At 39.5% G+C, this 25,472-nt stretch carries 24 protein-coding genes; 11 read left to right on the forward strand and 13 right to left on the reverse strand.

Translation table 11 applies throughout. From position 1 onward, the window contains the following. The first annotated feature begins 64 nt into the window (after nt 1–64). From FLM54_RS04765 to yegD, 4 genes are all read left to right on the forward strand, one after another. Nucleotides 65–364: a hypothetical protein gene (locus FLM54_RS04765; RefSeq protein WP_008109576.1), complete on the forward strand. Its 300-nt coding sequence runs from the start codon at nt 65–67 to the stop codon at nt 362–364. A 73-nt stretch (nt 365–437) separates the two neighbouring features. Next, nucleotides 438–1,094: an HAD family hydrolase gene (locus FLM54_RS04770; protein ID WP_178955501.1), complete on the forward strand. Its 657-nt coding sequence runs from the start codon at nt 438–440 to the stop codon at nt 1,092–1,094. A 34-nt stretch (nt 1,095–1,128) separates the two neighbouring features. Then, nucleotides 1,129–1,965: a DNA ligase gene (locus FLM54_RS04775; RefSeq protein ID WP_178955503.1), complete on the forward strand. Its 837-nt coding sequence runs from the start codon at nt 1,129–1,131 to the stop codon at nt 1,963–1,965. A gap of 79 nt (nt 1,966–2,044) precedes the next feature. Further along, nucleotides 2,045–3,409: a molecular chaperone gene (yegD, locus tag FLM54_RS04780; RefSeq protein ID WP_178955505.1), complete on the forward strand. Its 1,365-nt coding sequence runs from the start codon at nt 2,045–2,047 to the stop codon at nt 3,407–3,409. A 4-nt stretch (nt 3,410–3,413) separates the two neighbouring features. Here the strand turns inward: yegD and FLM54_RS04785 are convergent, their stop codons facing one another. The 3 genes from FLM54_RS04785 to FLM54_RS04795 all read right to left on the reverse strand — a co-directional run bounded on the left by FLM54_RS04785 (nt 3,414) and on the right by FLM54_RS04795 (nt 5,852). Continuing rightward, nucleotides 3,414–3,878, reverse strand: a complete 465-nt coding sequence (locus FLM54_RS04785) for a methylglyoxal synthase (RefSeq protein WP_138609705.1) — start codon at nt 3,876–3,878, stop codon at nt 3,414–3,416. Between the two features lie 15 nt (nt 3,879–3,893). Next, nucleotides 3,894–4,526, reverse strand: a complete 633-nt coding sequence (locus FLM54_RS04790; protein WP_178955507.1) for a LysE family translocator — start codon at nt 4,524–4,526, stop codon at nt 3,894–3,896. A gap of 150 nt (nt 4,527–4,676) precedes the next feature. Next, complete coding sequence (locus tag FLM54_RS04795; protein WP_010391252.1) at nt 4,677–5,852, reverse strand: multidrug effflux MFS transporter; 1,176 nt, start codon at nt 5,850–5,852, stop codon at nt 4,677–4,679. A gap of 184 nt (nt 5,853–6,036) precedes the next feature. Between FLM54_RS04795 and FLM54_RS04800 the strand changes: the two genes are divergently transcribed. Further along, on the forward strand, nt 6,037–6,510 hold the full coding sequence (locus tag FLM54_RS04800; protein WP_008109556.1) for a hotdog fold domain-containing protein: 474 nt from the start codon (nt 6,037–6,039) through the stop codon (nt 6,508–6,510). Nucleotides 6,511–6,594: 84 nt separating this feature from the next. Here FLM54_RS04800 and FLM54_RS04805 read toward each other — a convergent pair whose 3' ends face one another. The 5 genes from FLM54_RS04805 to FLM54_RS04825 all read right to left on the reverse strand — a co-directional run bounded on the left by FLM54_RS04805 (nt 6,595) and on the right by FLM54_RS04825 (nt 12,957). Then, nucleotides 6,595–7,077 carry a polymer-forming cytoskeletal protein gene (locus FLM54_RS04805; RefSeq protein WP_178955509.1) on the reverse strand — a complete coding sequence of 161 codons (483 nt, stop codon included), beginning with the start codon at nt 7,075–7,077 and terminating at the stop codon, nt 6,595–6,597. Then, nucleotides 7,067–8,230: a M23 family metallopeptidase gene (locus tag FLM54_RS04810; protein WP_178955511.1), complete on the reverse strand. Its 1,164-nt coding sequence runs from the start codon at nt 8,228–8,230 to the stop codon at nt 7,067–7,069. The genes FLM54_RS04805 and FLM54_RS04810 overlap by 11 nt, the downstream gene beginning before the upstream one ends. A 143-nt stretch (nt 8,231–8,373) precedes the next feature. Then, nucleotides 8,374–9,687: a fumarylacetoacetase gene (gene fahA, locus FLM54_RS04815; RefSeq protein WP_178955513.1), complete on the reverse strand. Its 1,314-nt coding sequence runs from the start codon at nt 9,685–9,687 to the stop codon at nt 8,374–8,376. Between the two features lie 211 nt (nt 9,688–9,898). Next, nucleotides 9,899–10,945, reverse strand: coding sequence for a 4-hydroxyphenylpyruvate dioxygenase (gene hppD, locus FLM54_RS04820; protein ID WP_076918939.1), 1,047 nt, complete (start codon nt 10,943–10,945; stop codon nt 9,899–9,901). A 512-nt stretch (nt 10,946–11,457) separates the two neighbouring features. Continuing rightward, entirely contained in the window at nt 11,458–12,957 is a 1,500-nt protein-coding gene (locus FLM54_RS04825; protein ID WP_008109550.1) for a peptide MFS transporter, read from the reverse strand. A 744-nt stretch (nt 12,958–13,701) separates the two neighbouring features. Here FLM54_RS04825 and tyrR point away from each other — a divergent pair. Both tyrR and FLM54_RS04835 read left to right on the forward strand, forming a co-directional pair. Continuing rightward, on the forward strand, nt 13,702–15,258 hold the full coding sequence (tyrR, locus tag FLM54_RS04830) for a transcriptional regulator TyrR (protein ID WP_008109548.1): 1,557 nt from the start codon (nt 13,702–13,704) through the stop codon (nt 15,256–15,258). A 112-nt stretch (nt 15,259–15,370) separates the two neighbouring features. Continuing rightward, nucleotides 15,371–15,907 (forward strand): thioesterase family protein, encoded by a 537-nt coding sequence (locus FLM54_RS04835; RefSeq protein ID WP_008109547.1) that lies wholly within the window; start codon nt 15,371–15,373, stop codon nt 15,905–15,907. Nucleotides 15,908–15,961: 54 nt separating this feature from the next. Here FLM54_RS04835 and FLM54_RS04840 read toward each other — a convergent pair whose 3' ends face one another. Then, complete coding sequence (locus FLM54_RS04840; RefSeq protein WP_010391257.1) at nt 15,962–16,615, reverse strand: OmpW/AlkL family protein; 654 nt, start codon at nt 16,613–16,615, stop codon at nt 15,962–15,964. A 273-nt stretch (nt 16,616–16,888) separates the two neighbouring features. Here FLM54_RS04840 and FLM54_RS04845 point away from each other — a divergent pair, with 273 nt between their 5' ends. Then, on the forward strand, nt 16,889–18,307 hold the full coding sequence (locus FLM54_RS04845) for an MATE family efflux transporter (RefSeq protein WP_054202105.1): 1,419 nt from the start codon (nt 16,889–16,891) through the stop codon (nt 18,305–18,307). Between the two features lie 71 nt (nt 18,308–18,378). Further along, on the forward strand, nt 18,379–19,569 hold the full coding sequence (gene dapE / locus FLM54_RS04850) for a succinyl-diaminopimelate desuccinylase (RefSeq protein WP_178955515.1): 1,191 nt from the start codon (nt 18,379–18,381) through the stop codon (nt 19,567–19,569). A gap of 67 nt (nt 19,570–19,636) precedes the next feature. Here dapE and FLM54_RS04855 read toward each other — a convergent pair whose 3' ends face one another. Then, nucleotides 19,637–21,367 (reverse strand): lysophospholipid acyltransferase family protein, encoded by a 1,731-nt coding sequence (locus FLM54_RS04855; protein ID WP_178955517.1) that lies wholly within the window; start codon nt 21,365–21,367, stop codon nt 19,637–19,639. Nucleotides 21,368–21,528: 161 nt separating this feature from the next. Here FLM54_RS04855 and FLM54_RS04860 point away from each other — a divergent pair, with 161 nt between their 5' ends. Further along, a complete protein-coding gene (locus FLM54_RS04860; protein ID WP_178955519.1) occupies nt 21,529–22,449 on the forward strand; it encodes a glyoxylate/hydroxypyruvate reductase A in 921 nt (306 codons plus the stop codon). Nucleotides 22,450–22,708: 259 nt separating this feature from the next. On the opposite strand, the gene smrA is transcribed toward FLM54_RS04860, so the two are convergent. Further along, entirely contained in the window at nt 22,709–23,290 is a 582-nt protein-coding gene (smrA, locus tag FLM54_RS04865) for a DNA endonuclease SmrA (RefSeq protein WP_178955521.1), read from the reverse strand. Nucleotides 23,291–23,686: 396 nt separating this feature from the next. Then, entirely contained in the window at nt 23,687–23,932 is a 246-nt protein-coding gene (locus FLM54_RS04870; protein WP_008114416.1) for a hypothetical protein, read from the reverse strand. A 634-nt stretch (nt 23,933–24,566) separates the two neighbouring features. Here FLM54_RS04870 and FLM54_RS04875 point away from each other — a divergent pair. Next, nucleotides 24,567–24,950 (forward strand): response regulator, encoded by a 384-nt coding sequence (locus tag FLM54_RS04875; RefSeq protein WP_138607618.1) that lies wholly within the window; start codon nt 24,567–24,569, stop codon nt 24,948–24,950. 67 nt (nt 24,951–25,017) lie between these two features. On the opposite strand, the gene rpsT is transcribed toward FLM54_RS04875, so the two are convergent. Then, nucleotides 25,018–25,278: a 30S ribosomal protein S20 gene (rpsT, locus tag FLM54_RS04880; RefSeq protein ID WP_008114420.1), complete on the reverse strand. Its 261-nt coding sequence runs from the start codon at nt 25,276–25,278 to the stop codon at nt 25,018–25,020. Nucleotides 25,279–25,472: the final 194 nt, after the last annotated feature.

Raw genomic sequence — 25,472 nt, forward strand, 5'->3', positions numbered from 1 at the left:
AGGCTTTTTTATTTTGGTAGAGCTGCTAAAGTAGCGCCCATATGTTTATTAAAGAGAAAAAGTAATGGCTGGATTTTGGAATTACCGTGTAATTTATTGTGAAGCAACCAAAGATGAAGCTGCGCAATATCAAATACACGAAGTGGAATATAACCTAAATGGTAAAGTAACTAACTGGTCAGAAACTGGTGCAGCACCATTTGGAACCACATTAGATGCGTTAAAAGATGATGCTGAGCGCTTAAAAACCGCCTTCGAAAAGCCGATACTTAAAGTAATGCGCAAAGCCCGAGGTTATGAGTTAGTTGATGTAGATACCGGCGAAGACGCTTATGCTGAGCCGCCAGCAGGTTTGGCTGAGTAACACAAATTATTAAAAGGTGCCTTGGCACCTTTTTTATTACCTAAAGTTTAGGTTAAATAACCAGGAGAAAAGAATGTCAATTGAAGCGGTATTATTTGATATGGATGGCACTTTGGTTGACTCGGAAAGTGTGCACTATAACTGCTGGAGCCAATTACTTGCGCCTTTTGGTGTGTGTTATAAAGAAGATGATTTTTGTAGGCGCTTTTCGGGACGTCCCACTATTGACGCTGCAAAGGAAATAAAACAAGTTCATAACTTGTCTGTAAGTAGCCGCTATTTAGCGGATGAAAAATATCGCTTATTTAGTGAGTACGTTAAAATCAATTTACCGCCTTTAATGCCTTATGCTGAAAATGTTCTGTTAGCGGTTAAAGAGCAAGGTTTAAAAATGGCGTTAGTAACAGGCAGCGCAAGGCATGAAGCTGAGCCAATACTAAAAGGATTAGGGTTTTATAATTTATTCGATACCGTTGTTACTAAAGATGATGTAATTAATCCAAAGCCTGCCGGTGATCCCTACTTATTAGCACTTAAAAATATGCAGGTTGCTGCACAAAATGCGATTGCCGTTGAAGATACTTTCACCGGTGTAACCGCAGCGAATAATGCTGCTTTAGCTGTGATAGCTATCGCTAATAAACATACACAGGAGCACGACTTTAGTAAAGCAACACAGCAAATGCAAAGCTTTGAAGAATTTTGGCACTGGCTTCAATCTCAACTATAGTTTAAGCCATATTTAAATTTGCAAGGATGCAGCAATGATTAAAGCAACGCTGTTTACTTTTTTAACCCTCATTAGTTCGGGCTTATTGGCGCAATTGCCTCCAGTGCAACTTGCTAATGTTTACGATGAAACTAAGCATGAAGATATTCGTCAATATTTGGTGAGTGAAAAGTATGACGGAGTAAGAGCAATCTGGACGGGAAAGCAGTTTGTAACCCGTCAAGGCAACTCCATAAACCCGCCTAAGTGGTTTACCGCTCCTCTGCCAGACGTTTGGCTAGATGGTGAGTTATGGACCAAGCGGGGTCAATTTTCTGTACTCGGTGGTATTGTCAGAACAAAAATACCCAACGATTTGCAGTGGCAAAGTATTACTTATCAGGTATTTGATATGCCAGATGCCGGTACGCCTTTTCACCGTCGTTATCAAAATTATCTGTCACTCATTACTAAGCTAAATAGCCCCCATATTAAAGCGGTTAAGCAATATCAATTTAGCGACAACCAGCAACTCAGTGATTATTTTAATCAGGTTACTAAACAAGGCGGCGAGGGCGTTATGCTTCATTTAGCAGAGGCTAAGCATACAACTGGTCGCTCTAGTGCATTGTTAAAACTCAAGCCATATTTAGATGCCGAAGCGTTAGTAATTGAACATTTACCGGGTAAAGGTAAATACACAGGAATGCTTGGCGCATTGAAAGTACAGACAAAACAGGGGCTGATATTTTCTATTGGCACGGGTTTTAGTGATAAAGAGCGAAAGTATCCGCCAGCTATAGGCTCAACAATTACTTATCGGTACCACGGGTACACTAAAAATGGCTTGCCGCGTTTTGCCAGCTTCTTACGGGAAAGACCCGAAAAATAAAGAGTGTAGGCCAATTCAGTATATATTTTTTAGCAATTATGCTAAATTGCGCGGCCTTTTTAGTGATGTTTGGTGATCTATGTTTGTTGGTTTTGATTATGGTAGTTCTAATTGTGCTATGGGTGTTTTAAACGAAGAGCGTGTTCAGCTCATTCCTTTAGAGCAAGGCAAACATTATCTTCCATCAACTCTATACACACATCATAGTGCTTTAGTCGTTGATTTTGTAGCGCAGCATTTAAACGGCTCAGATCATGAGCATGGCTATAAAACCGCGCGCCAACCCTTGCTTAATACACTCCCGCGAATTAAATCAGACCTAGATCTACAAGCCGGCGATGAGACTCTATTTATCGGCCGTGAGGCGATTAGTGAATATGTGCAATTTCCTGAGGAAGGTTATTTTGTAAAATCCCCTAAATCATTTTTTGGCGCTACTGGTTTAAAGCAAGGACAAATTAATTTTTTTGAAGATATTGCCACAGCAATGATTTTAAAAATAAAACAACGTGCTGAATTATCGTTAGGGTATACGCTGAGCCAAACTGTTATTGGTCGCCCAGTGAATTTTCAAGCGGTTGGTGGTGAGCAGTCAAACCAACAAGCCGTGGGTATTTTAACACGCGCAGCAAACCGAGCCGGCTTTAAAGATGTTGAGTTTTTATATGAGCCACTTGCCGCGGGGATCGATTATGAAAGTGATTTAACGCAAGACCAAAAAGTGCTAGTAATAGATATTGGTGGTGGTACAAGTGACTGTTCATTTGTACAAATGGGGCCAAGTTTTAGGAATAAACAACAACGAGACGCAGACTTTTTGGCACATAGCGGAAAGCGAGTAGGCGGTAATGATTTAGATATTGCTCTGAGCTACCATGGTTTGATGCCGTTACTTGGCTTAGGCAGTACTTTTAAATCGGGTTTACCATTACCTAACCAGGCATTTTGGCAAGCATGTAAAATTAACGATGTGAATTTACAAAGTCAGTTTTATAGTGCTCAGCATTATCGTGAACTGAGTGCACAGCTACGCGATGTGAGTGCGCCCGATTTATATAAACGGCTAATACATTTACAGCAAAATAAACAAGGACATCAATTAGTTCAACAAGCTGAAGCGGCAAAAATTGCATTGAGCTCGTCTGAAAACTTTAATTGTGATTTAACATTTCTAGATTCATCACTTGATAAAGATATTTCTATTAATGAATTAGCATTAGCCGTTGACGATAGTATTAGCCAAATAGTGACATTAGCAAAACAGGCCATTGCAGATGCAAACACTACCCCAGATGTAATTTATTTAACGGGTGGTAGTGCGCAATCACCACTGATCAAAGCGGCTTTAAAAACCCACTTAGGCGACATTAAAATGGTTAACGGTGATCACTTTGGCAGTGTCACCGCTGGTCTGACTAAATGGGCGAGTATGCTTTATAAATAAGCTGTTATAAAGAGATTTGTCGGGTTGCGAGGTACTTTTCGTAATCTGGCAAAGAACGCTCAAATTCGCTGTCCATAAGGGGAGAACTTAGTAACATATCAGCGCTTACTTCATTACAAGCAACAGGAATGTTCCACACCGCGGCTAAACGAAGCAATGCTTTTACATCGGGGTCGTGCGGCTGAGATGCCAGAGGGTCCCAAAAAAAGATTAATACATGAATTTCATGTTCCGCTATTTTAGCACCAAGCTGCTGATCACCCCCCATAGGTCCACTGAGTAATTGTACGACATTCAAACCGGTGGTTTTTTCTATTAAATGTCCGGTTGTACCAGTGCCGTATAGCTTATGTTTACTTAGCATTGGAGTGTGTTTTTCACACCATAATTTTAACGCGGCTTTTTTTCCATCATGTGCAACAAGGGCTATGTTTTTCTTAGCTGGAAGAGATTGTATTTTTTGGTCCATGCTGATTCTTATTAGTTAGAGTAATAAATTGATAGCCAATGCAATAAATACAATGCCTGTGAACCTATCTATCCAGAGCTGGCTATTTGGGTGGTTTCTAAAAAACTGGGCTATTTTATCGCCGAAATAAATATACGTGCAGTCGATAGGAAAAGCAAAGATTGGATAAAGCAGGCCAAAAAAAGCCAGCTGAAAAGTTGCAGATGACAAGCTAGGGTCTACAAATTGTGGGATAAAAGCAATAAAAAACAAAGCTACCTTAGGGTTGAGTACTTCGGTCATCATCGCTTGAAACATCACGTTTTTGTTTTTACTAGTTGTAACATGAGGCTTATCGTCTTGCTCGCAAATGGGGGGCACAAAGGTGCCTTTAAGCATCATAAACCCTAAATAACATAAATAGGCTGCACCTGCATACTGTACGCTGGCATACGCTGTTTCAGAGGCTTTTAAAATAGCGCTTAAGCCGACAACCGCAAAAAATGTATGTACTACGCCACCTAAGGCAAAGCCAAAAGCACTTTGCATACCTGCTTTTCGTCCATTAGCAAATGTTTGTGCCATTAAAAACGCGTTTGATGGTCCAGGCGCAACGGCCATTAAGAAGCTGGCGAGTAAAAATGAGAGTAAAAAGTCAGGATTGATCATTGCACTTGATTCAAAAGAGGTTGGTAGTTAATGTTATCAAGCATATAGAAAAATAAAAAGCGGGCATATTGCCCGCTTGGTAAAGAGTTTTAACTACAGTGCTAATTGCCTGTGGTGATTACTATTCACAGGCTCAGCAAACGTATTTTATTAGGCATATTTAGTATAACGAAACAGTAAGTAAGAAAAGGGAATTAATAATAAAAAGTGTGTGCCTATAAGCTCGGGTGTAGATAAGTTTAAATATTGAGTAATAAACACCAATAAACTTGCCCCACTCATTTGCATCGCTCCTAAAAGAGCTGAGGCGGTGCCAGCTTGCTTAGGGAACAGACTTAAAGCTCGTCCAGCGGCAGAGCCAAGTGTTAAAGCAAAACCAAAGGCAGCAATAAACATAGGGATCATTAATGCTAATGGGGTTTTATATTGGCTTAATACTAGCATCAGTAAGCCTGCACTCACTAACAACACAAGACCTGCTTTTAGTGCTCTTTTTGGTTGGCGTTTAATGTAAATAGGCATGATAAAGCTAGCAAGAATACTAAGCACTGCATTAAGCGAGAACCAAAAGGTAAAGTCGGCTACGCTGCCCCCTAATTCAGTAATAAGCCAACCAGGAGCCAATGTTACAAATACTAATATAGCTGACATAGTGACCATACATAGCAAGCTATTAAATAAAAATAACGGAGTTGAAATAATTGGGATAAAGCGCCTTAGATCTAAGATATGCCCCTGGTAATGGCTGTCTACTGGGCGTGTTTCTCTAAACAATAATAAGGTGACAATAAATCCTAATAATGCAAAACCAGTTAGAAATAGAAAGTTCATTTGCCAACCAAACTGCACGGTTAACCACGCACCTAAAATGGGTGCTAACGCTGGAATAAAGCACACGATCCCGTTTAGGTAGGTAATTATTTGGCCACTGCGTTCACTACCAAACTTATCTCTTACTATTGCAAAAGCAACAACAAAGGTGGCGCATGCGCCTAACCCTTGAATTGCACGAGCAAACATCAGTATTAAAAAGCTAGGAGCATAGTATGCACCTAATGCCGCCAGTCCATATAAAGTTACACCGGTTAAGGCTACCGGCTTACGTCCAAAACGATCAGCAAGAGGGCCTGCAATTAATTGCCCCAAACCAACAGTAAGCATAAAAATAGCCACCGTTTGCTGTACTTGTTTTTCGCTCACTGAAAATTGCTCTGCAATAGTAGGAAAGGCAGGTAAATAAATATCAATGCCCATAGGACAAAAAATGACGAGTAACGCTAAGATCAGTAATAAAATTAAGTTTGGTTTAGCGGGCTGTGTTTGCATCAGGTCTCCTTTTGTCGGTATTTTAAGTGGCGACTGATGAAAAAGAAAGGGCTTATGACCGATGCATCAGACATGTTACCTACTTTTAACTTTATTATGATTATTTTTGTTTAAGTATCACACTTCTTTAAACTGATCCGATGTGTTAATTTGCTTTTTAAGCAAAGACAATGGAAAAACAATAATGAGTAATGAGTCTGCATTAATAAAAACGTGGCATAAATTTAAAAAGCTGCCGTTTGGTAACTGGCTGTTTAGTAAAGCCGTATGTTTTAAAGCGCCTTACTTTGGCTCTATGAAACCTACTATTTTAGATTTAAAAGCAGGGCACTGTAGTGCTGTGGTTAAAAACACACGCCGTGTACACAATCACATTGGCACTATTCACGCTATCGCACAATGTAATTTGGCTGAGCTGTGTGCGGGGGTGATGGTTGATGCAACGGTACCTTATAAAACCCATCGTTGGATCCCTAAGGGAATGACAGTACAGTACCTGGCTAAGGTAGACACAGACGTTACTGCTATCGCTGAGATTGACTTGCCTCATCAATGGATTGATAAAGAAGATTTAGTCGTACCGGTAAAGCTTTACAATACGCGTAACGAACTGGTTTTTACCGCAGACATAACCATGTATATAACACAGAAAAAGTAAGTGTATAAGCCGCTAACGGGATTTTAAAGAGGTGATTAATGGTTTAGCCAAACAGGCAGGCTAAACCATTATAAACTAATGTAGCTAGCTTTTAGCAGCAGGCTGCTTATTTACAAACGAAAGCCCACTGTCTTCATTATCAACAATGGCTTTTACATCGTGAACCGGTTTTGGCTTATCTTTAGTATGTTCAATGACTTCTTTTTCAAAGCGCTGCTTTAAACTACCTTCAATAATAGCACCTGCTTCTATGCTCAGGGTGTCGTGAAAAATATCGCCAAGTACATGAGCATTATTTTCAATTTTTACTTCACTTGCATTTAAAGAGCCTATAATTTTACCTTTAACAACAACACTACTTGCCTCAACAACGCCTTCAACAACACCTGAGGTGCCTATTACTAAATGTTCGGCTTTAATGTCACCGTCGATTCTTCCGTCGAGCTGCACTTCGCCTTGGCTTACTAAAGAGCCCGTTATACGCACATCGTTAGAAATGATTGAGGGAGTGTGACTCACTCGCTTAATGGATGAGTCTGTTTTTACTTGTTTATTTTTACCAAACACGAGAAAGCGCCTTTGTTATTTTTAGTGGATTGACATGCTTGTCGTCTATTAATACTTCATAGTGTAAATGAGTACTTGTACTTCTTCCGGTACTGCCCATTAAACCAATTATATCGTGCTTTGCAACAACCTGGCCTTTTTTTACTTTAATTTTGTTTAAGTGACCAAAGCGAGTCACAATACCGTTTTTATGCTCTAATTCGATAAAGTTACCATAACCGCCATTACGCCCTGCACGAAGAACAATGCCATCGGCAGGGGCAAAAATTTCTGTTTTATGCCACCCAGCTAAATCAATACCTTTATGAAAAGCGCGTCTTTTATTCATTGGGTCTTTTCTAAGCCCAAAATTACTAGAAATGTAATACTTAGCAGCAGGCAAAGGCAGAGTGTTTGGCAATGCCGTTAAAAAGCTCTCAAGCTGGTTTAACAGCAATAGCTTATCGGCAATAGCAAGAAAAGTACTTGGTATTTTACTTTCATCGAGTATATCTAGCGGGCCACCTTGCGCCGTTGTTTGTGTGCTTAATGTTAGATGTTGCGCCAGTACGTTCTCAAGAACCGTGCCTTGAAGCATTTCTATAATCGCATTGTGCCGTTGATTAATCAGCGCAGCCAATAACGTGAAATTAGTATCGTACTGCAGATTTAGCATGATATAGCGCTGCTCAAAACTGGTTAAACTGTTTTGTGCATGCTTATTTTGTGTTTTATCTTCTTCGAGCGGCTCATGAAATTCGCTTTCGTTCTCATTAATAGGAGAAGATTCAAGCTCACCCTCTAATTTTATTGCATCTTTACTTATAGAAGCTGGGAGTGATTCAATCATACCTTGTAATAAAGCTTGTTTTTGTTCTAGTTCAGCTAACTGCTCTTGTTGCAATGCGTAGCGTTGTTGCTGTTGCTTTACTTTTTGTTGCCATTGTACTTGCTTATCAAGCTGAGTTTGCTCGATATGAGAAATTTGGTGTGTTTGCATGTAAACACGGATACTCGAAATACTGATCCATGCAATAGCAATGAAAATAATAGCAAGCACAGAAACCTGTAACCAAGGCGCCAAAACAACATGCTTTACTTCACCATTTTGGCGAATAAGCAGCTGACGAGCTGGAAAATGCTTATGAAAGAAAGATTTTATAAATACAGGCATGTTACATATACACTGGCTATTAACGGATTTAAGATAGCAATTTGAACTAAAAAAGCCAGAAAAAAATTGTAACTTCGGCTTAATTAATAAAAAAGGGCGGCTTATTCAGCAACCCTTTCTTATTAGTTTATTGATTTTATGTATTAATTTGCTGGTAGTATGGTGCTCTCCACTGAGCCAAAGCCAATTCGTGCAAAGCCTTCTTTTTCACACCAGCCACGCATTATAACGTTGTCGCCGTCTTCCAAGAAGCTACGCTGTTCGCCGTTGCTTAAAGTTATTTTTTCTTTGCCACCACGAGAAAGCTCAAGTAATGAACCCGCTTCTTCGTGAGTAGGTCCTGATTGCGTGCCAGAGCCCAGCATATCGCCTGGCATAAAGTTACAACCGTTTACGGTATGGTGAGTTACCATTTGCGCTACAGTCCAGTATGAGTGCTTAAAGCTAGACTTAGACACTTGAGTTGGGTTGTAGCCTTCATCACGCATTTTTTGCGTTAGAATTTTAACATCCATTTGAATATCAAATGCGCCTTGATCACGGTTAGCCGTTGATTCTAAGTACTCTAGTGGCTGCGGATCGCTTTCATCACGCGTCCAACTTGTTCTGTATGGTGCAAGTGCTTCGGTGGTTACAATCCACGGAGACACGGTTGATGCGAAGTTTTTAGCTAAGAATGGACCCAGTGGTTGGTATTCCCATGCTTGTAAGTCACGTGCTGACCAATCGTTGAAAACACAAAAGCCGAATACATGCTTTTCAGCATTTTCAATTGCAATAGCATCGCCAAGCTCATTACCCTTACCTAGATAAATACCTAGTTCCAGTTCGTAGTCAAGGCGTTTACATGGGCCAAATGAAGGAACTTCTGCATCTGGCGCTTTAGTTTGTCCTTTAGGGCGATGAAACTGCTGTCCAGACACGCCAATAGACGATGAGCGACCATGATAACCAATCGGCACCCATTTGTAGTTTGGTAGTAAGGGGTTATCGGGACGGAATAAACTTCCTACGGCAGTCGCATGATAAATTGATGTATAAAAGTCAGTGTAATCGCCAATGCGACACGGTAGAGCAAATTCAATTTCGGTTTGTGGTATAAGCGCTTGTGCTAGTTGATCTTGATGAGCAGAGCCTTCACGTAATGCTTTAGACAGTGCTAAACGAAGCGCTGACCAATATTGCTCACCTAATCCCATAAACTCGTTCAAAGTCGGGTTACTTGCAGATGCAACGGCTGTTTGGGCGTCACCTGAAAAAATACCGAGTTCATTTACTTTTGCTAAATCAATAACCTGATCGCCAATGGCAACAGCACCACGAAAAGCTTCATTGCTATTTTTGCGACGTACTTCTGCAAAAGGTAGGTTTTGAATAGGGAAGTCACATTGTGCATCATTTGCTGATGCTACCCAGCTAGTTAAATTTATATCATGGGTTTCGTTAATTAAACTCATTACATTTCCTTTGGTTTAGTTGGTCGCGCTTATCAGTATAAATATCAATTTATTAAATAAGAATATAGCACCCGTTAATTTCATCTATTACTTAGCTATATGGTGATGAAAAGCGCGATTTAAACACACAGAGAGATAGTTTTACCTCTCAATTACGATTAAACGACAAAAAGCAGCGAAATACGCTGCTTTTTAAAGTTACTTTATTTGCTTATAAAACGCCGCGGCGTTCTTGATCTCGCTCGATTGATTCGAATAGCGCTTGGAAGTTACCTTCACCAAAGCCGCCATCATCAACTCGTTGAATCATTTCAATGAAGATAGGACCAAATAAGTTTTTAGAGAAAATTTGCAGTAAATAGCAATCTTCGCTTTGGCTATCAACAAGGATTTGATGTTCACGGATTTTTTCTTTGTCTTCTTTAACCCATGGAACACGGTCAAAAATAGTATCGTAGTACTCTGGAATAATATCTAAAGTAGCGATAGTCGATTTATCAAGTTTATCTAGTGAGCTTACTAAGTCGTCAGTTAAGAACGCTAAATGCTGCACACCTGGGCCATTGTATTCACCTAGGTATTCATCAATTTGGTTATTGTCGTTGCCTTTACCTTCATTGATTGGAATAGAGAAGGTGCCACATGGTGATTTTAATGCATATGAAAGCAGGGCTGTTTTTTGGCCCTTAATATCAAAGTAACGCACTTCGGTAAAACCAAACACGTCTTTGTAAAAGTTAGCCCATGTTTCCATAGTACCTTTATATACGTTGTTGGTTAGGTGGTCGATACGTAAGAAGCCTTTACTCTCTACTTTGTTTGGCTCGCTCAGATCTTCGAAATCATTATCGTAAATAGAGCCTTTATCTCCAAATTGTTCAATAAAGTAAATTAAGCTATCGCCAATGCCGTAAATAGCAGGGTACGGTAAGTCTTTATTAGCTGCATCAGTAGCTGGCTTAGCGCCGCGCTCAACCGCTGCTTCAAACGCTGCTTGAGCGTTCTCTACACGCCAGCCCATAGAACAAATTGCTGGGCCGTGGTTTTTAGCAAACTCAGCTGAAAAGCCGTCGCGTTCATTATTTAGTAAAAAATGAATATCGTTTTGGTTGTAATAAACAATGTCTTTACCTTTGAATTTTTTTAATTTTGAAAAACCAAAATCGGTAAACACTTTGTCCATGTAATCGGCATCGGGTGTTGCGTATTCAGTAAACTCAATACCAACCAAACCTAAAGGATTATTTACTTCACTCATTATAATTACTCCCGCAATTAAGCACTGCGATTATTAGTTATCGTATTGCCTGCATGATTAACTAGATTACTGCTTTGGGGAAGAGGGTGTTGTGATTTAGTAAATAGCGCGTGTGTAAATTTTACGGGACGGTTAGCAAAGCATGACATTTATTTACATACGAGCCTAGGTAAGTAAAAATTAGCTAGCTCGGATAATGTACGTGTTTTTTATGTATGTTACTGAATTTATTTGTTTTAAATTTAATTGCCCATCTGTTTTTTTAGTTCTTTCACACTAAAAAAAGAGTGGTTTTTGTATTCTATTGTTTACACTCAACCTGAGCGTAGCTGCTCACAACATTAACAAAGCAATAGATACTGAGGGTTTGATTCACTAACTTCATTTACTGTGTAGTATTACATTGTAACAATTAGGTTAGTTAGCCATAAAAATACCCCCTGCAGTTAGCTGCAGGGGGTATTTAATATCATTAGTCAAAGCGCATAATTACGCACTGTGATAAACCTAAATTATTGTGCTGGTGCGGTTTGTTCTAAACCTTGTTTTTCCCATACCTTAGCTTTGAAGCTCATCAGCACTAAGATGATACCTACACCGATACTAAATAATGCAATTTGTAAGTAAAGGTTAGGAATTTCTGCAACATTGTTAGGATCAAAGTTACCAGCAAGTAAGCCTGAAATTACGTTACCAATTGAGTATGTCAGTACAAATACACCCATCATTTGACCCGTATAGCGACGAGGAGATAATTTACTTACCGCACTCAATGCAACTGGGCTTAAACAAAGCTCACCCACTGTATGTAAGAAATACGTAGTAACCAGCCAGTAAGGAGCTACTTTTAAGCCTTCAGCTGCGTAATGCGCTGCCATAAACATAACTAAAAAGCCTGAAGCCATAATAACTAAGCCCAACGCACATTTTACGCTGTAAGTAGGCGAAACCATTTTCTTAGATAAATTAATCCAAAGAGCGGCAAAAAATGGTGATAGGGCAATAATAAATAGCGAGTTTAAAGATTGGAACCAAGTCGTTGGAATTTCAAATGTGCCAATAAGACGGTCTGTGTAGTCACGAGCAAATAGGTTTAATGAAGAACCCGCTTGTTCAAAGCCAGACCAAAAACACGCAGAAGCGACACAGACTAAAAATAGCGCCCACATTCTTTGCTTTTCAGCGTCGGTTAGTTTGCCTTTGAAATAAACAAGGCCAAAGTAAATGAAAAAGATAACAGTAAATACAACTGCTGTGTAACCTGCAACAATAGTCGGGTTAATAACTATAGCGCCTGTCATCGCAGCAGCAGTCACACTGGCAACAACAATTACAAACGCAGCAATACCGCCCCATGCGCGTGAAGCACCTTTAGGGCTTAATGGATTCGCAGGTAACGAGCTATGTTCTGGTAAGTTATTAAGTGTACGTTTGTATTGTATTAAACCAATAGCCATACCTACAGCAGCTGCACCAAATGCCCAGTGCCAGCCTACGTTTTCCATAAAGTAACCACAAACGTAGTAACCAATTAAAGAACCTAAGTTAATACCCATGTAGTAAATAGCGTAACCACCGTCACGGCGTTCATCTTCGTCAGTATAAAGCTGACCAACCATGGCACTGATATTAGGTTTAAGTAAACCAGTACCCGTTGCGACAAAGATTAAACCAATGAAAAAAGAATATTCATGCGGAACGGCTAAAATAATGTGGCCACACATGATGATGATACCGCCGTACCATACTGCTTTTTGACCACCAAATAATCTATCTGCTAACCAGCCACCAGGTAAACCTAAAAAGTATACTGAACCTGTGTATAAGCCATAAATTGCAGCAGCAGAAGCAACGGTAAATCCTAAGCCTTCTTGTTGTAAACTTGCTGTCATAAATAATACGAGCATAGCTCGCATACCGTAGTAACTCATTCGTTCCCACATTTCTGTGAAAAACAGGGTTGAAAGTCCTTTAGGGTGACCAAACCAGCCACTGTCAGAATTTGAACTCATATTTACTTCCTAATTCATTATTGTTTTGATGACCTTGTGGTTTTTTATTTAGCTAAATTGTTACTTCTAAAAAGTATAATAAATGCTCGATCATCAGTGTTTTTATGCAGCTAAGGTAATGGTTTGCTAAACGCAGCTATACGTTTAGGTAAGAGTCACACCCTTATCCTAGTTACAATTGCGCTTAAGTATACATAGACCTTTGTACGAGGGGAAGCGTTGAGCGCGCTATCACACATCCGTTATGTAATTGTTAAATACCAACACCTAAAGTTCTAGTTGTTGCACTAAACACCTAAACTTATCAAAAAAGATATTTAACAACACAGGTAACATTGTCTTTGCAAAGCTATCTTTTATCCGGTTTTAAGTTCTATTGAAAAAATATAAAACCGCTTTATTTACGGGGGGTTACAAGCATCAAGTTATTCAACAATCGTTAACCTTTACTACTTTATTTTAATAATCACCGTTTAGATTAAACATGAGCAAATATTAGCGCATGCACAGCAGTGATTAGCCCATTGCAGAATATAATTTATACAAAGTTAGTTTGGCTATATTTACATGTAATGACCCCCGACTTTTAGTGAGCAGCCAAGATTAAATATTTTAAGTGCTTGAAAAAGCGCTCTAGGGAGTAAAAAAACATTTTTCGTCCAAATTTCTTTACAATAAACTATGCTGATAATCATAGTTAGCGTATTATTCACGCCAATTAGTTTTTTCCTTACCTGAGGGTGTATGCGTTTAGATATTCACTGTGCAGACCGAGTTGGTATTGCTCAAGAGATTCTTAATATTTTAGTTAGCTACAATGTTGACTTGAAAGGAATTGAAGTCGACTCAGTTAATTGCCGTATGTATGTGAGTTTTCCTGAAATTGAATTTGAACAATTTCAAAAAATTATGCCTTCAATTCGATTGATCGATGGTGTACATGATGTACGTACCACCGCGTTTTTACCTTCTGAACGTGAGCACAATGAATTAAACACCTTATTAAGAGCACTGCCAGATGGTGTTATATCTATTGATGCTAAAGGCTGGGTGCGTTTGTGTAACGACGCGGCGTGTAAAGACTTACAGCTAACAGAAAAAGAAGTCATTGGCGCCAATATCAATAATTTACTTAAAGGTTTTAATTTTACCCGTTGGTTAGAAGGCAAAGAAGTACTTGGGCAAACTACCCGTGTAGAAGTGGCAGGTGAAGACTTTATTGCCGATATTTTACCTATTGCTGTACCACAAGGCAGTGAGGGGGATGTATTAGCGGGTGCGGTAATTAATATAAAATCGCAAAGCCGCCTAGGTCAGCAAGTGAGTGCGTTTAGACGCTATGGCCAAGAAAGCTTTGCGACAATTCACAATTTTAGTACGGCGATGCGTCGTGTTGTACGCGAAGCGCGTAAAATGGCGCAACTTGAAGCCCCTATTCTTATCACCGGTGAAACCGGCACAGGTAAAGAGTTATTAGCGCGAGCTTGTCACTATGCATCTAACCGCTCAGTAAAACCGTTTATTGCTTTATCGTGTGCCTCGTTACCAGATGATGTTGCCGAGTCAGAACTTTTTGGTTACGCCGGATATGAAGAAAATGCAGCGCCTAAACGCGGTGTACTTGAACAAGCGGATGGTGGAACAGTATTTTTAGATGAAGTGGGTGAAATGTCGACTCAGCTCCAAACTAAATTACTGCGCTTTTTACAAGACGGTACGTTTCGAAAAGTAGGCGACGAAAACGAAGTTAAAGTAAATGTTCGCATAGTTGCTGCTACCCAAAAAGATTTACCTGCAATGGTGCAAGAGGGCGTATTTAGAGAAGACTTATACTATCGCATTAATGTACTAACGTTAGAAATTGCACCACTGAGAGATCGTAAAGCCGATGTTGGCCCACTTGCCGAGCACTTTATTCAAAAATATGCGCAGCAAAATGGCCATACTGTGCCTGAGCTATCTGAAGAATGTTTAACGTTTTTACAAGATTACCCATGGCCAGGTAATGTGCGCCAATTAGAAAATGCTATTTACCGTGCGGTATCGTTGTTAGAAGACAGTGAATTGCGAGTTGAGCATTTACAACTGCCGACCTTTACTCATGATTTAGGCTATTTAGAGTCTGATTTTGAGGGCTCGCTTGATCAAGCGGTTAAGCGTTTTGAAGCTACCTTATTGCGTAAGCTTTATCCAGCTTATCCAAGTTCACGTCAGTTAGCTAAGCGCTTAGGGCTGAGTCATACAGCGGTAGCTAATAAACTACGTGATTACGGTATTAATCGTAAAACGGTTAAAGTTTAAAGATAGATATTAAAACAACCTTTCTTAGTGATTGACCCCTTGGTGTAAAAATACCCTAGGGGATCAATTGCTATGATACACTCACAAAAAACAAACTGGTAAGACCTCTACTGTGAACTTATATTTTAGACTGCTGCTATTATTTTTCAAAATTAAACGTAATCGTGATTATCAATCATTGTTAGACACGGTTGATATAGACTACAAAGCACTGCCAAGTGACTGTGATATTAATTTGCACTTAACTAATTCACGCTATTTAGCAATGATGGATTTATCGCGCACATGGATGACCGAGCGAGTTGGTTTACTAAAGCAAATAATGAAGCGTCGTTGGTTTCCTATTGTTAATGCAACCGCCATTACTTATATCCGTGATATTAAGCCTATGCAGCGCTTTACCATTAGTACCCGTTTAGTCGGCTGGGATCATAAATACTTTTATATTGAACAAAAATTTCATTCAGAGCGTGGCTTACATGCAATTGCCTATGTACGTGGCGTATTTAAAAGTAAAAAAGGGGTGGTAAGCGTTGAGCATATGCTGGAGGTTGCTGGTTTTGAAGGCGTAGCACCTATTTTACCGGCAGAAATAATTCATTGGAAAGAAATGCTTGAGCAAAAAAAAGTAAATAACTTACCTCGTTAATTACACGCAAAAAAAAAAGGCCTTACGGCCTTTTTAACACACACATAATCGTTATTAAAACGAGTATTTAAGACCAAACATAGCTACAACAGGGTCAAGTGACACGGTTGAAGTTAATGCTTTTGCGCCATTAGCATATACAGTCGCATCAGTATCAATATCCATGATAGATACCATAGCGTGTAGGCCCCATTTCTCATCAATCTTGTAGTTAGCACCTACTTGAGCAACAAAACCAAATGAATCATCTAGTTTTACTTCCACGTCGTCAGTATTTAAAGTTGCTTTAAGTGCTGCAGAAGGCTGCTCGTCAAAGAACGTCGTGTAGTTAATACCTACACCAACAAATGGACGAAGTGCGTAGCTGCTGTCTAAAAAGTGGTATTGTGCAACCAGTGATGGTGGTAAATGTTTAATGTCGGCAATTTTATTACCAGCTAAACCGCCTGTACCTTCTACATCATGAGAGAATGGCGTTGCTGCAATAAGCTCTAACACCCATTGGTCGTTAAATGCATAATCTACAGTAATACCTAACTGAGTATTTGAATCACCTTTTAAACCAAGAGTAGGTGCTTCGTTAATCTTTGAGCCATCGTTATCAGGGTTAACATTAATTGCGCCAACATTAACGCTAAAGTTAGCGTGTGCTGCAGGAGAAAGAGCTAGTAAAGAAGTAAGTATTGCAATGCTTAGTTTAGTTTTCATGTTGTTCTCCGTGAACTACTGTGTGACTATTTGTTGATTGAGGCTATTATCGCTCGAGTTTAAAAATAAAAACCTGTTCTAGATCAAAGTTTCAAAAGCGTATAAGTAAAGAGCCTCTATTTATTGATTTAGATTAAACTTTTACTTACTTAGTGCTCAAAAATTATTGACTGATCACTTAAATACCGGCCGTAAACGAAGTATTCAGAATATAATCAGCTAGTTTTGTTAAACTAAGTCTATGTTCACGGTTTAATAAAAGTAAGCGGCCTCATGACTCCCTCTGGTCAACTATTTCTTCAAGGCTCTATTGCCAAAGCGCTATTAAAATTAGGCATTCCTATTGTCCTCATTAATATTTTGCAGTCTGCTTATCAGCTTACAGATGCTTTTTGGGTTGGCCGGTTAGGGGCTGCGCAAGTGGCTGCTGTATCTATTAGTATGCCTGTCACATTTTTAGTTATTGCGATAGGTTCAGGATTTGCTATGGCTGGGGCGATTTTATCAGCCCAATACATGGGGGCAGGACAACAAGATAAGGTTAACCATGTTGCCGCGCAAACGGTGTTAATGGTGACATTAGTTGCACTATTACTTGGGTTACTAGGCTATGCATTATCACCTTATTTTTTAACCTTACTGGGGGTTGAAGCGGCCGTATATAGTGATGCGCTTAAGTTTATGCATGTATCTTTTATTGGCGTTATTTTTGTATTTATTTATGCCATGTTTCAATCGCTGATGCGGGGTATTGGGCAAACTAAGGTGCCGTTAATTATAGTCAGCACAACCGTGTTACTTAACTTTATACTCGATCCGTTATTCATATTTGGCTATGGTCGTTTTGAGGGGCTTGGTGTGATGGGCGCTGCGCTAGCAACATTGGTTACACAGAGCTTAGCGGCGCTTGCGGGCATCATTATATTTTTACGTGGTCGCCATGGTATTCAATTACAGCTAAAAAGCTTTTACCCCGACTGGCACTATATTAAGCGCGCTTTTTTCTTGGGAGCGCCAGGCTCTATTGAATTATCGACACGTGCATTTGGTTTGATCATCATGTCATTTCTAGTTGCCAGCTTTGGTACTACGACAATTGCTGCTTATGGTGTTGGCTCTAATATTTTGCAAATGGTGATGATCCCCGCTATGGGCTTATCAATGGCGGTATCAACCTTGGTTGGGCAAAATATGGGGGCTGGTAATATCAAGCGGGCTGAGCAGATCACTAAACTTGCTAGTGTGTGGGGCTTGTTAGGGCTCTCATGTGTTGGCGCCATTGCATATTTATATGCAGATTCATTAGTTGCATTTTTTATTCCTGACGATAATGACGTTATTACTAATGGGGCGCAGTTTATTCAAGTAATGTGCTTAAGTTGGGGTGGAATAGGGGTGCAACTTTGTATTGTTGCTGCTTTTCGTGCCTCAGGTAATATGCTCAATGCAATGGTTATCGCGTTATTATCACAATGTGTAGTGCAGTTCCCTGCCGCTTATATTCTTTCTAATCATACTGAGCTTGGCGATCAAGGCATTTGGTATTCTTTTGCAATTACTAACATAACCATCGCATTGATAGCATTTGCATGGTTTATGCGTGGCTCTTGGAAAAAAACCAAGTTAACTAAAGAAGATAAGCACATAGTGCAGGTTACACGAGAAACATTAATAGAAGAGGGCGCACGTTAGCTAGTAAATTCATAATGCGGTCATAAAAAGTCGTTGTAATAAATACACTGCTAAAACGAGGTGTGTTTATTATGACAAAAGCTATCAATACAAAAGCACAAGCGCCGTACTTAACTATTGCACAGTTAAAAACAGTGAGTCACTTACAAACTCTGATCCGATTTAAATCGATTACTCCTAATCCAGCTGGTGGCATTGAGTGGCTTGCGAACCACCTTACTGAGTTAGGCTTTAGTACAGAGCAATTTAGTTCTAATAATGTGACAAACTTAATTGCAAAAATAACCTTTGGGGCAGGCCCCGTGGTGGCATTTTCTGGCCATATTGATGTGGTACCCGCAACGCAAGGTGGCTGGTTAGCCGATCCGTTTGGTGGACACATAATTAACGATGCAATTTATGGGCGTGGTGCCGCCGATATGAAAGGAGGCATTGCCGCGATGCTTAGTGCAACGCAGACGTTAATAAACAGCGCGCAGCAAAAGCAGGGAACATTATTTTGGCTGATCACCTCAGATGAAGAAGGTGAGGCGGAGCATGGCTCTGTGTTGATTGCCAAGCGATTAGCACAACAGGGCGTTGTGCTTGATGGCTGTATTGTTGGAGAGCCAACCAGCCACCTGCAGGTAGGTGACACTATAAAAAATGGTCGACGTGGAGCCTTATCTGCGCGATTAGCTATTCAAGGAAAGGCTGGGCATGTAGCCTATCCTGAGAATACCATTAATGCTGCGCACATCAGTGCTGAAGTGGTTAATAGACTCACACAAATAGACTGGCCTTTAGATGAACTTAGTTCAAAAACAACGCTGCAAGTCACCGGTATTAATATTGATAATGTGCTAGATAACCTCGTGCCAGCTCAGTGTGATATTACTTTTAATATTCGCTATAGCCATGGGTATAAAAGTAAACATGTTAAGCAACGTGTGTTTGCTGCACTGAAGGATTTCAGCGAGCATTTGGTTATACAGTGGGAGCGTCCATGTGAACCCTATTATACAAGCCATAAGATTGAGAGTTGCTTACTCGCTCAGTTAGAGCAGGCAATTTTTAAAGTGACGGGGAATTATCCTTTATTAAGCACCAGTGGTGGGACGTCGGACGGACGATTTTTTGCACAGCAAAAAACACAAGTCATAGAGTGTGGGGTACGAAACCATAGCATTCATCAGGTTAATGAACATGTACCGATTTGCGACTTGTTAGAAATAGAAAAGATTTATACGCAATTACTCGATGGTATTTTTACTCAGCCTTGAAGTATTAATAACTATTAAAGCGCCGCTTAATGCCGCTTTAATAGTTATTCGATTAAGGGTTAACGCTTTAACTTGCTGATGCTGATTTATCAGTACCCAAGTAGCGCTTTGCTTTGCTTGGTTTTACTTTTTCAAGATCAACCAATACTAGGCCATCAATACAATTATTGAATTGTGGATCAATACTAAAGCTTAAAAATTTAACACCATTTGGTTCGCATAGCTCTGTATATTGTTTAAATAGTGTGGGTACATGCGTGCCCATGTTAGCGAGTATGTGTTTAAGCTCTACAAAATCTTCTTTTATATTATTACCCTCGAACAAGTTAGTGCACTGAGTTTGCTGATCAGGTGTGTGACGAAAAGCATTGTTAGGCGTTGCGAGTGATTTTTCACAGCCATAATAGTGCTGATAATAATGCACTAATAAAGACTTTGCCTGCTCAGGTAGTGCGTTTGACACACTCACCGCACCAAATAAGTAACGGTATTGAGGGTAGCGATTTATAAAAGCGCCAATACCATACCATAAGTAGTCGAGACTTTTTCTGCCCCAATATTTAGGTTGTACAAAGCTTCGGCCTAGCTCTATGCCTTGTTTAAAATAAGGATTCATATCTTGGGTATAATTAAATAGGCTATCGGTATAAAGCCCACTTTGTGAGTGTTGTTCAATCACATCCTGTGCACAAGCTAATCGGTAAGCACCCACCAACTCTAGTGCATGTTCATCCCACAATACTAAGTGCTGATAGTGCATATCGTATTTATCTATGTCTCGGCGGTTTCCACTACCTTCACCTACAGCCCGAAAAGCGATTTCTCGTAAGCGGCCCAGTTCACGAAATAAGGGAGAGCTTCCTTGGTATTGGTACAAATAAATCACCATGCCATCACTGGTTTTACCTAAATGTTCGCAGCATTCTATGGCTTTTTTTAATTCTTTTTTACATTCAGGAGAGGCGATCGGAGCATGAGTTTTTAATGGTAGCGTTTTTTTTGTGGTTAAACGGTATAGTTGCTTACGGATTAGCTCAACCACTTCTTTGTCTTTTAAGTCTGGGATTAAATAAGACTCAGGGGCAATAGAAGCGCCAATTTCAAACTCGAGTGATTTTTGACGTTGCTTAAACATTTCTTTTACCAGTAACAAGCTAGCCAGTGGTTTATAAAGCATTGATGCGCCGTAAAACAGCGGGCTATTTCTGGCTTTAATATAAATAGGCAAAATAGGGCTGTTAGCCTTTTTTGCAATGCGTAAAAAGCCACTGTTCCATTTGCAGTCTTTTATACCCGTAGGACGAAGTCGAGAAACTTCACCGGCAGGGAAAATAAGTAACGCTCCTTCATTTTTTAAGTGCTGGTGGATATTACTCAGCTCTTGTTTTTTACTTTGCCCTGATAGGTTATCAACGGGTAGTAATAACGAATGCATGGCGTCAACGGTCATTAACATACGGTTAGCCACCACTTTTAAATCGGAACGCACTGTTGATAACACATTAATTAATGCAAGTGCATCTAAGGATCCGATAGGGTGGTTTGCAATAATGACAATTTTCCCTTCACTGGGAATGTTTTCTATTTGCTTAGCTTTGTAGCGAGTTTCAAAGTCAAGTTCATCAAGCACTTGCTCTACAAATTCTATTCCTTGAAGGTGGGGATAGGCAGTTGCAAAGTTTGTAAATTCTTGTTCATGTAATAAGTAGCTAAGACTTTTCTTTACCATTTTTTTTATTTTAAATGAGTTAGTTAACTGTGGTAAATTGGTTGCTATTACTTTATCTACACTGATCATACGCACCTCTTTTTTTATACTAGGCTAAGGCCAATATGTTTAGCTTAGAGTGCGGATATGACAATACGCGGTCAGTTGTGTGACTTTTTAAAACCGTTTACCTACTATTGAATTGAACCGTACCAGTACTACTATTTAGGGTTACTTTTTAAGGAATCATCATGTCAGTTTTAGTCGCGATTACCGGTCGAGATAACACAAAATTAATTGCAAAAATGCAATCACAATTACCCAACATTCAAATTGAGCAGCTTGATGACTGCAAAGATTTTGCAGGTGTGGAATTTGTACTGGCTTGGAATGCGCCCGCGTCTTTATGGCCAAAGTTATTAAATTTGAAAGCGGTGTCATCGTTTGGTGCTGGGGTTGATAGTATCGATTTAAGTTTACTACCTGCACATGTTGAAGTGGTGCGGATTGTCGATAAACAGTTAGCCAACGACATGGCTGAATATGTACTTACTCATGTATTAGCGCAAAAATTGCGATTAAAAGAATATTTCTTAAAACAACAGCAAAGTGAATGGAAGCCCAAAAGAGCGTATAGGCACGATCGAGTCAGTATTTTAGGGTTTGGCGAATTAGGCCAAGCATGCGCCCAAAGGTTGGCTAATAATGGCTTTAAAGTTAATGCTTGGAGCCGAAGCCCTAAAACATCAACGATAGCAGCACTCTACCATGGTGATCAGGGACTAAATGATATGTTAGTGAATACAGATTATTTAATCTGTCTATTGCCACTTACTAGCAATACCAAAGGTATTATTAATCAACAGTTGCTTAAGCAACTTCCTGAGCACGCCGTGTTAATTAATGTGGCCCGAGGTGAGCATGTCGTTGAAGCTGATTTGCTCGATGCGCTCAATAACGCACGTTTACTAGCAGCAACGCTTGATGTATTTGCCAGTGAGCCACAACCAAGCAAACACCCTTATTGGCAACACCCAAATATTACTTTAACGCCGCACTGTGCTGCGTTGTCAGATCTAGATAGTGTTATTGAGCAAATAGCAGAAAACATTTTGCGTTTGAAAGCGAGACAACCATTAATAAATTGTATTAATAAGCAGCAAGGTTATTAATTTAGAGTTATTGGCCTTCAAGGATTAAAATTTGTTTAATTTTTAACAGAAACAGCTTGTTAACATTTGTAATTTTTACTATTGTTAAAAGCTGTTCTAACAAAAATAATAAATAGGATGAATTATGAAACCCAATCAAGGGGGCGCAAAAATTAGCATTGTGGTTGTATCTATCATTATTTTAGGAATATCTGCGTGGTTTAATCAAGCTAATGCAGCAGCGTTGATGCTTAACTAACCCTTATTAGCACAGCAAGATTTAACTGCGCTTGCTGTGAATTTCTCTGTTTTGATGCTTTTTATCATCACTCTTCTTTAGTAAGACATATGTTGCCCCACTTCCTCCATGCTGCCTGAGTGCAGTATGAAATGCTAAAACACAAGGAATTGTTTGCAGCCACTGATTTACGTAACTTTTTAAAATCCCCGGTTTGGCTTTATTTTTAATACCTATTCCATGACGAACAAGAACCATTCTTATATTGCGCTGGTGGCAATCTTTAATAAAGGCAAGCAACGAAGCATGGGCATTTTTCAAAAGTTGCCCGTGTAAATCTAATGTCGCATCGAGCTGATATTTAGCTAATCTTACGTTTTTAAAAACCGGGCTTTGCACGCCATCCCGTTTAAAACTTAATATGGCGAGTGGGTCGAGCAATTCTAGTGGTTCATCTAACGAATTAAATTGTTCACTGCTTAAATTTAATTGTGCCGCTTTGTTTTTTTCTTGCTGAGCGATAACTGTTTTATGGTTTTTAGGTGGCAATGTCACTGTATCGTGACTGATAGGGGTAACATCTTCCATGGAGGATAAGAATAAATCGAAATCTGACAACGGCATGGGCTTATCTCAAAATAGGCAAGGGTCTGTTGACCTTTGCGGATTAAAATTTGTTCAAACTAGGGGTGGTTTAATCGCGGCGCGAGGTTTGTAACCTAGTGGGCTAAGTAAAAACCGAGCAACAAAGAGTAAATCGCCCTTAGGTAGAACCCAAAGGGCAGCGCCTGTTTGGCATTGATGCTGCGTTATCACCTATTTATGGGGAATAACCACACCACATAGGCTCTGCCTTGCCTAAATACCAAACAGACTGCTGAAAATTTAACCTTGAAAGGTCAACAGACCCAATACGAGATAAATTTTAACTTAGTTCAAACTAAGACCCAAGATTTTTAAAGCTGTAGAATAAAAAAAGCCCAGAAAAACTGGGCTATAAAATATTCTAAGGGGAAGTAATTAGTGCTGAGATACAGTAAATTGTCCAAAAGTATAAACTTTAAACAAATAAAATGTGTTGATCAAAACTAAACTCATATTTGAAATAATACTCGACGACATAAGATCTAAGCTAAATGATAAGAATAACAAACCACAAGCACTAATCGCTGCAACGCGAAGCAGTGTCAGTTGGTTAATAAAGAATGCACCTAAACCTAGTGCAAGTAGTAATGTATTTAAAAGCCAATCTAGCTCGTTTAGCATGGTCGTTTCAATAGTTCAGTTGTTGAAAAAAGGAGCGCCATTATGTTGATCTTTTGCACAGCTTTCAACCAAGTAATTTTAAATTTTCAGATTAGTTTTTTTAATGTTAAAAGTAAGTAAGCAATACTGAAAATATTCCTTTCTCAGCAATAATTCGATATTTTTGGCAGCTCTGCGGTTGCTGTAAATCAATACATAGGTAAAGGGTTCTATGCTCCTTATCCAGTCGCGGGTGTAGGGTTGAGTCCAGTAGTTTTGGTTCGCTTGAAAACAACCCTGGCCAATACACACTTTGGCTTACCATAGATGATTTTTTATAAGTAAGTAAACTCGGCTTTGGTATTAAAACAAGTATAAATAATAATATCGCGAAAATAAAAAGCAGGGTCAACTTGATGCCACACTTTGCGCTACTTGAGTGTAGTTTTAATTGTGAGCCAGTGTTTGCAAGCTTATTACTGGATCTTTGTTTAACAGTAGCGGCTTTATTTTTTTTGCGGCGACTTTTTTTTGTGGTTTTCGACATAAAGCAAATCTGGCCTTTTTAGCTTAGCCCTCTATAATAAAGTAAATATTTGTATTTTAAGCAAATCACCAACTTCGCAGACATGGCTTTAGCCTATAAGGATTGTATATGAATACGCAGCTATCTATTTTAATAGTTGACGATGTTAGCACTGTGCGTAGCTTTCTAAGTCAAACATTAATGCATTTAGGGATAGAGAATGTAAAAGAAGCGTCAACGGCCGCGCAGTGTATTAGCGAGTGTCGCGCAGCCAATTTTAATATTATATTTTTAGACATAGAACTACCTGATGGCGATGGTAAAGAACTTATTGCGCAAATTAATGAGTTATCACCAGAGACAAACGTGGTGATGGTGTCGGCTCATTCAGGCGTTGAAAATGTGAAGGATGCGATAGAAAGAGGGGCAAAAGGGTTTGTGGTTAAACCATTTTCACCAAAGAAAATTGCGGCGATGTTGAAAAAGTTTTATCCAGAGCTTGATAACGTTTAAGAGGCGTATTTATTTTGGGCAAAAAAAAACCGGCAAAAGCCGGTTTTTTTAATCTTGCAAAAACAAATTATAGCGCTTTAATTTTAGCAGCTAAACGGCTCTTATGACGAGCAGCTTTGTTTTTGTGGATTAGACCCTTAGTTGCGTAACGGTCTAGGATAGGTGTAGCAACAGAAAAAGCTTGCTGTGCAGCTTCTTTATCGCCAGCTTCAATAGCTACGATTACTTTTTTGAAGTAAGTACGCATCATTGAACGACGGCTTGCGTTGTGCTGACGGTTTTTTTCGCTTGTGATAGCGCGTTTTTTTGCAGACTTGATGTTAGCCAAGGTTTGCTCCTAACAATCTTAAATAAAGCTTAAATTAAAGGCCGTGGAATATGCCTGTTTTTATCATGAATGTCAATTTAATTTTAACAATTCAAGAAAAACTGCTCCTTATAACGAACATCAATTTGCCGCTTTAGCAGTTAATAGCGCTATTGTAACAAAGCAAGGGGTTCCAGCCTAGTGCTTTAAAGCGA

It is taken from the genome of Pseudoalteromonas sp. Scap25 (assembly GCF_013394125.1).
In the GTDB taxonomy this organism is placed as follows: domain Bacteria; phylum Pseudomonadota; class Gammaproteobacteria; order Enterobacterales; family Alteromonadaceae; genus Pseudoalteromonas.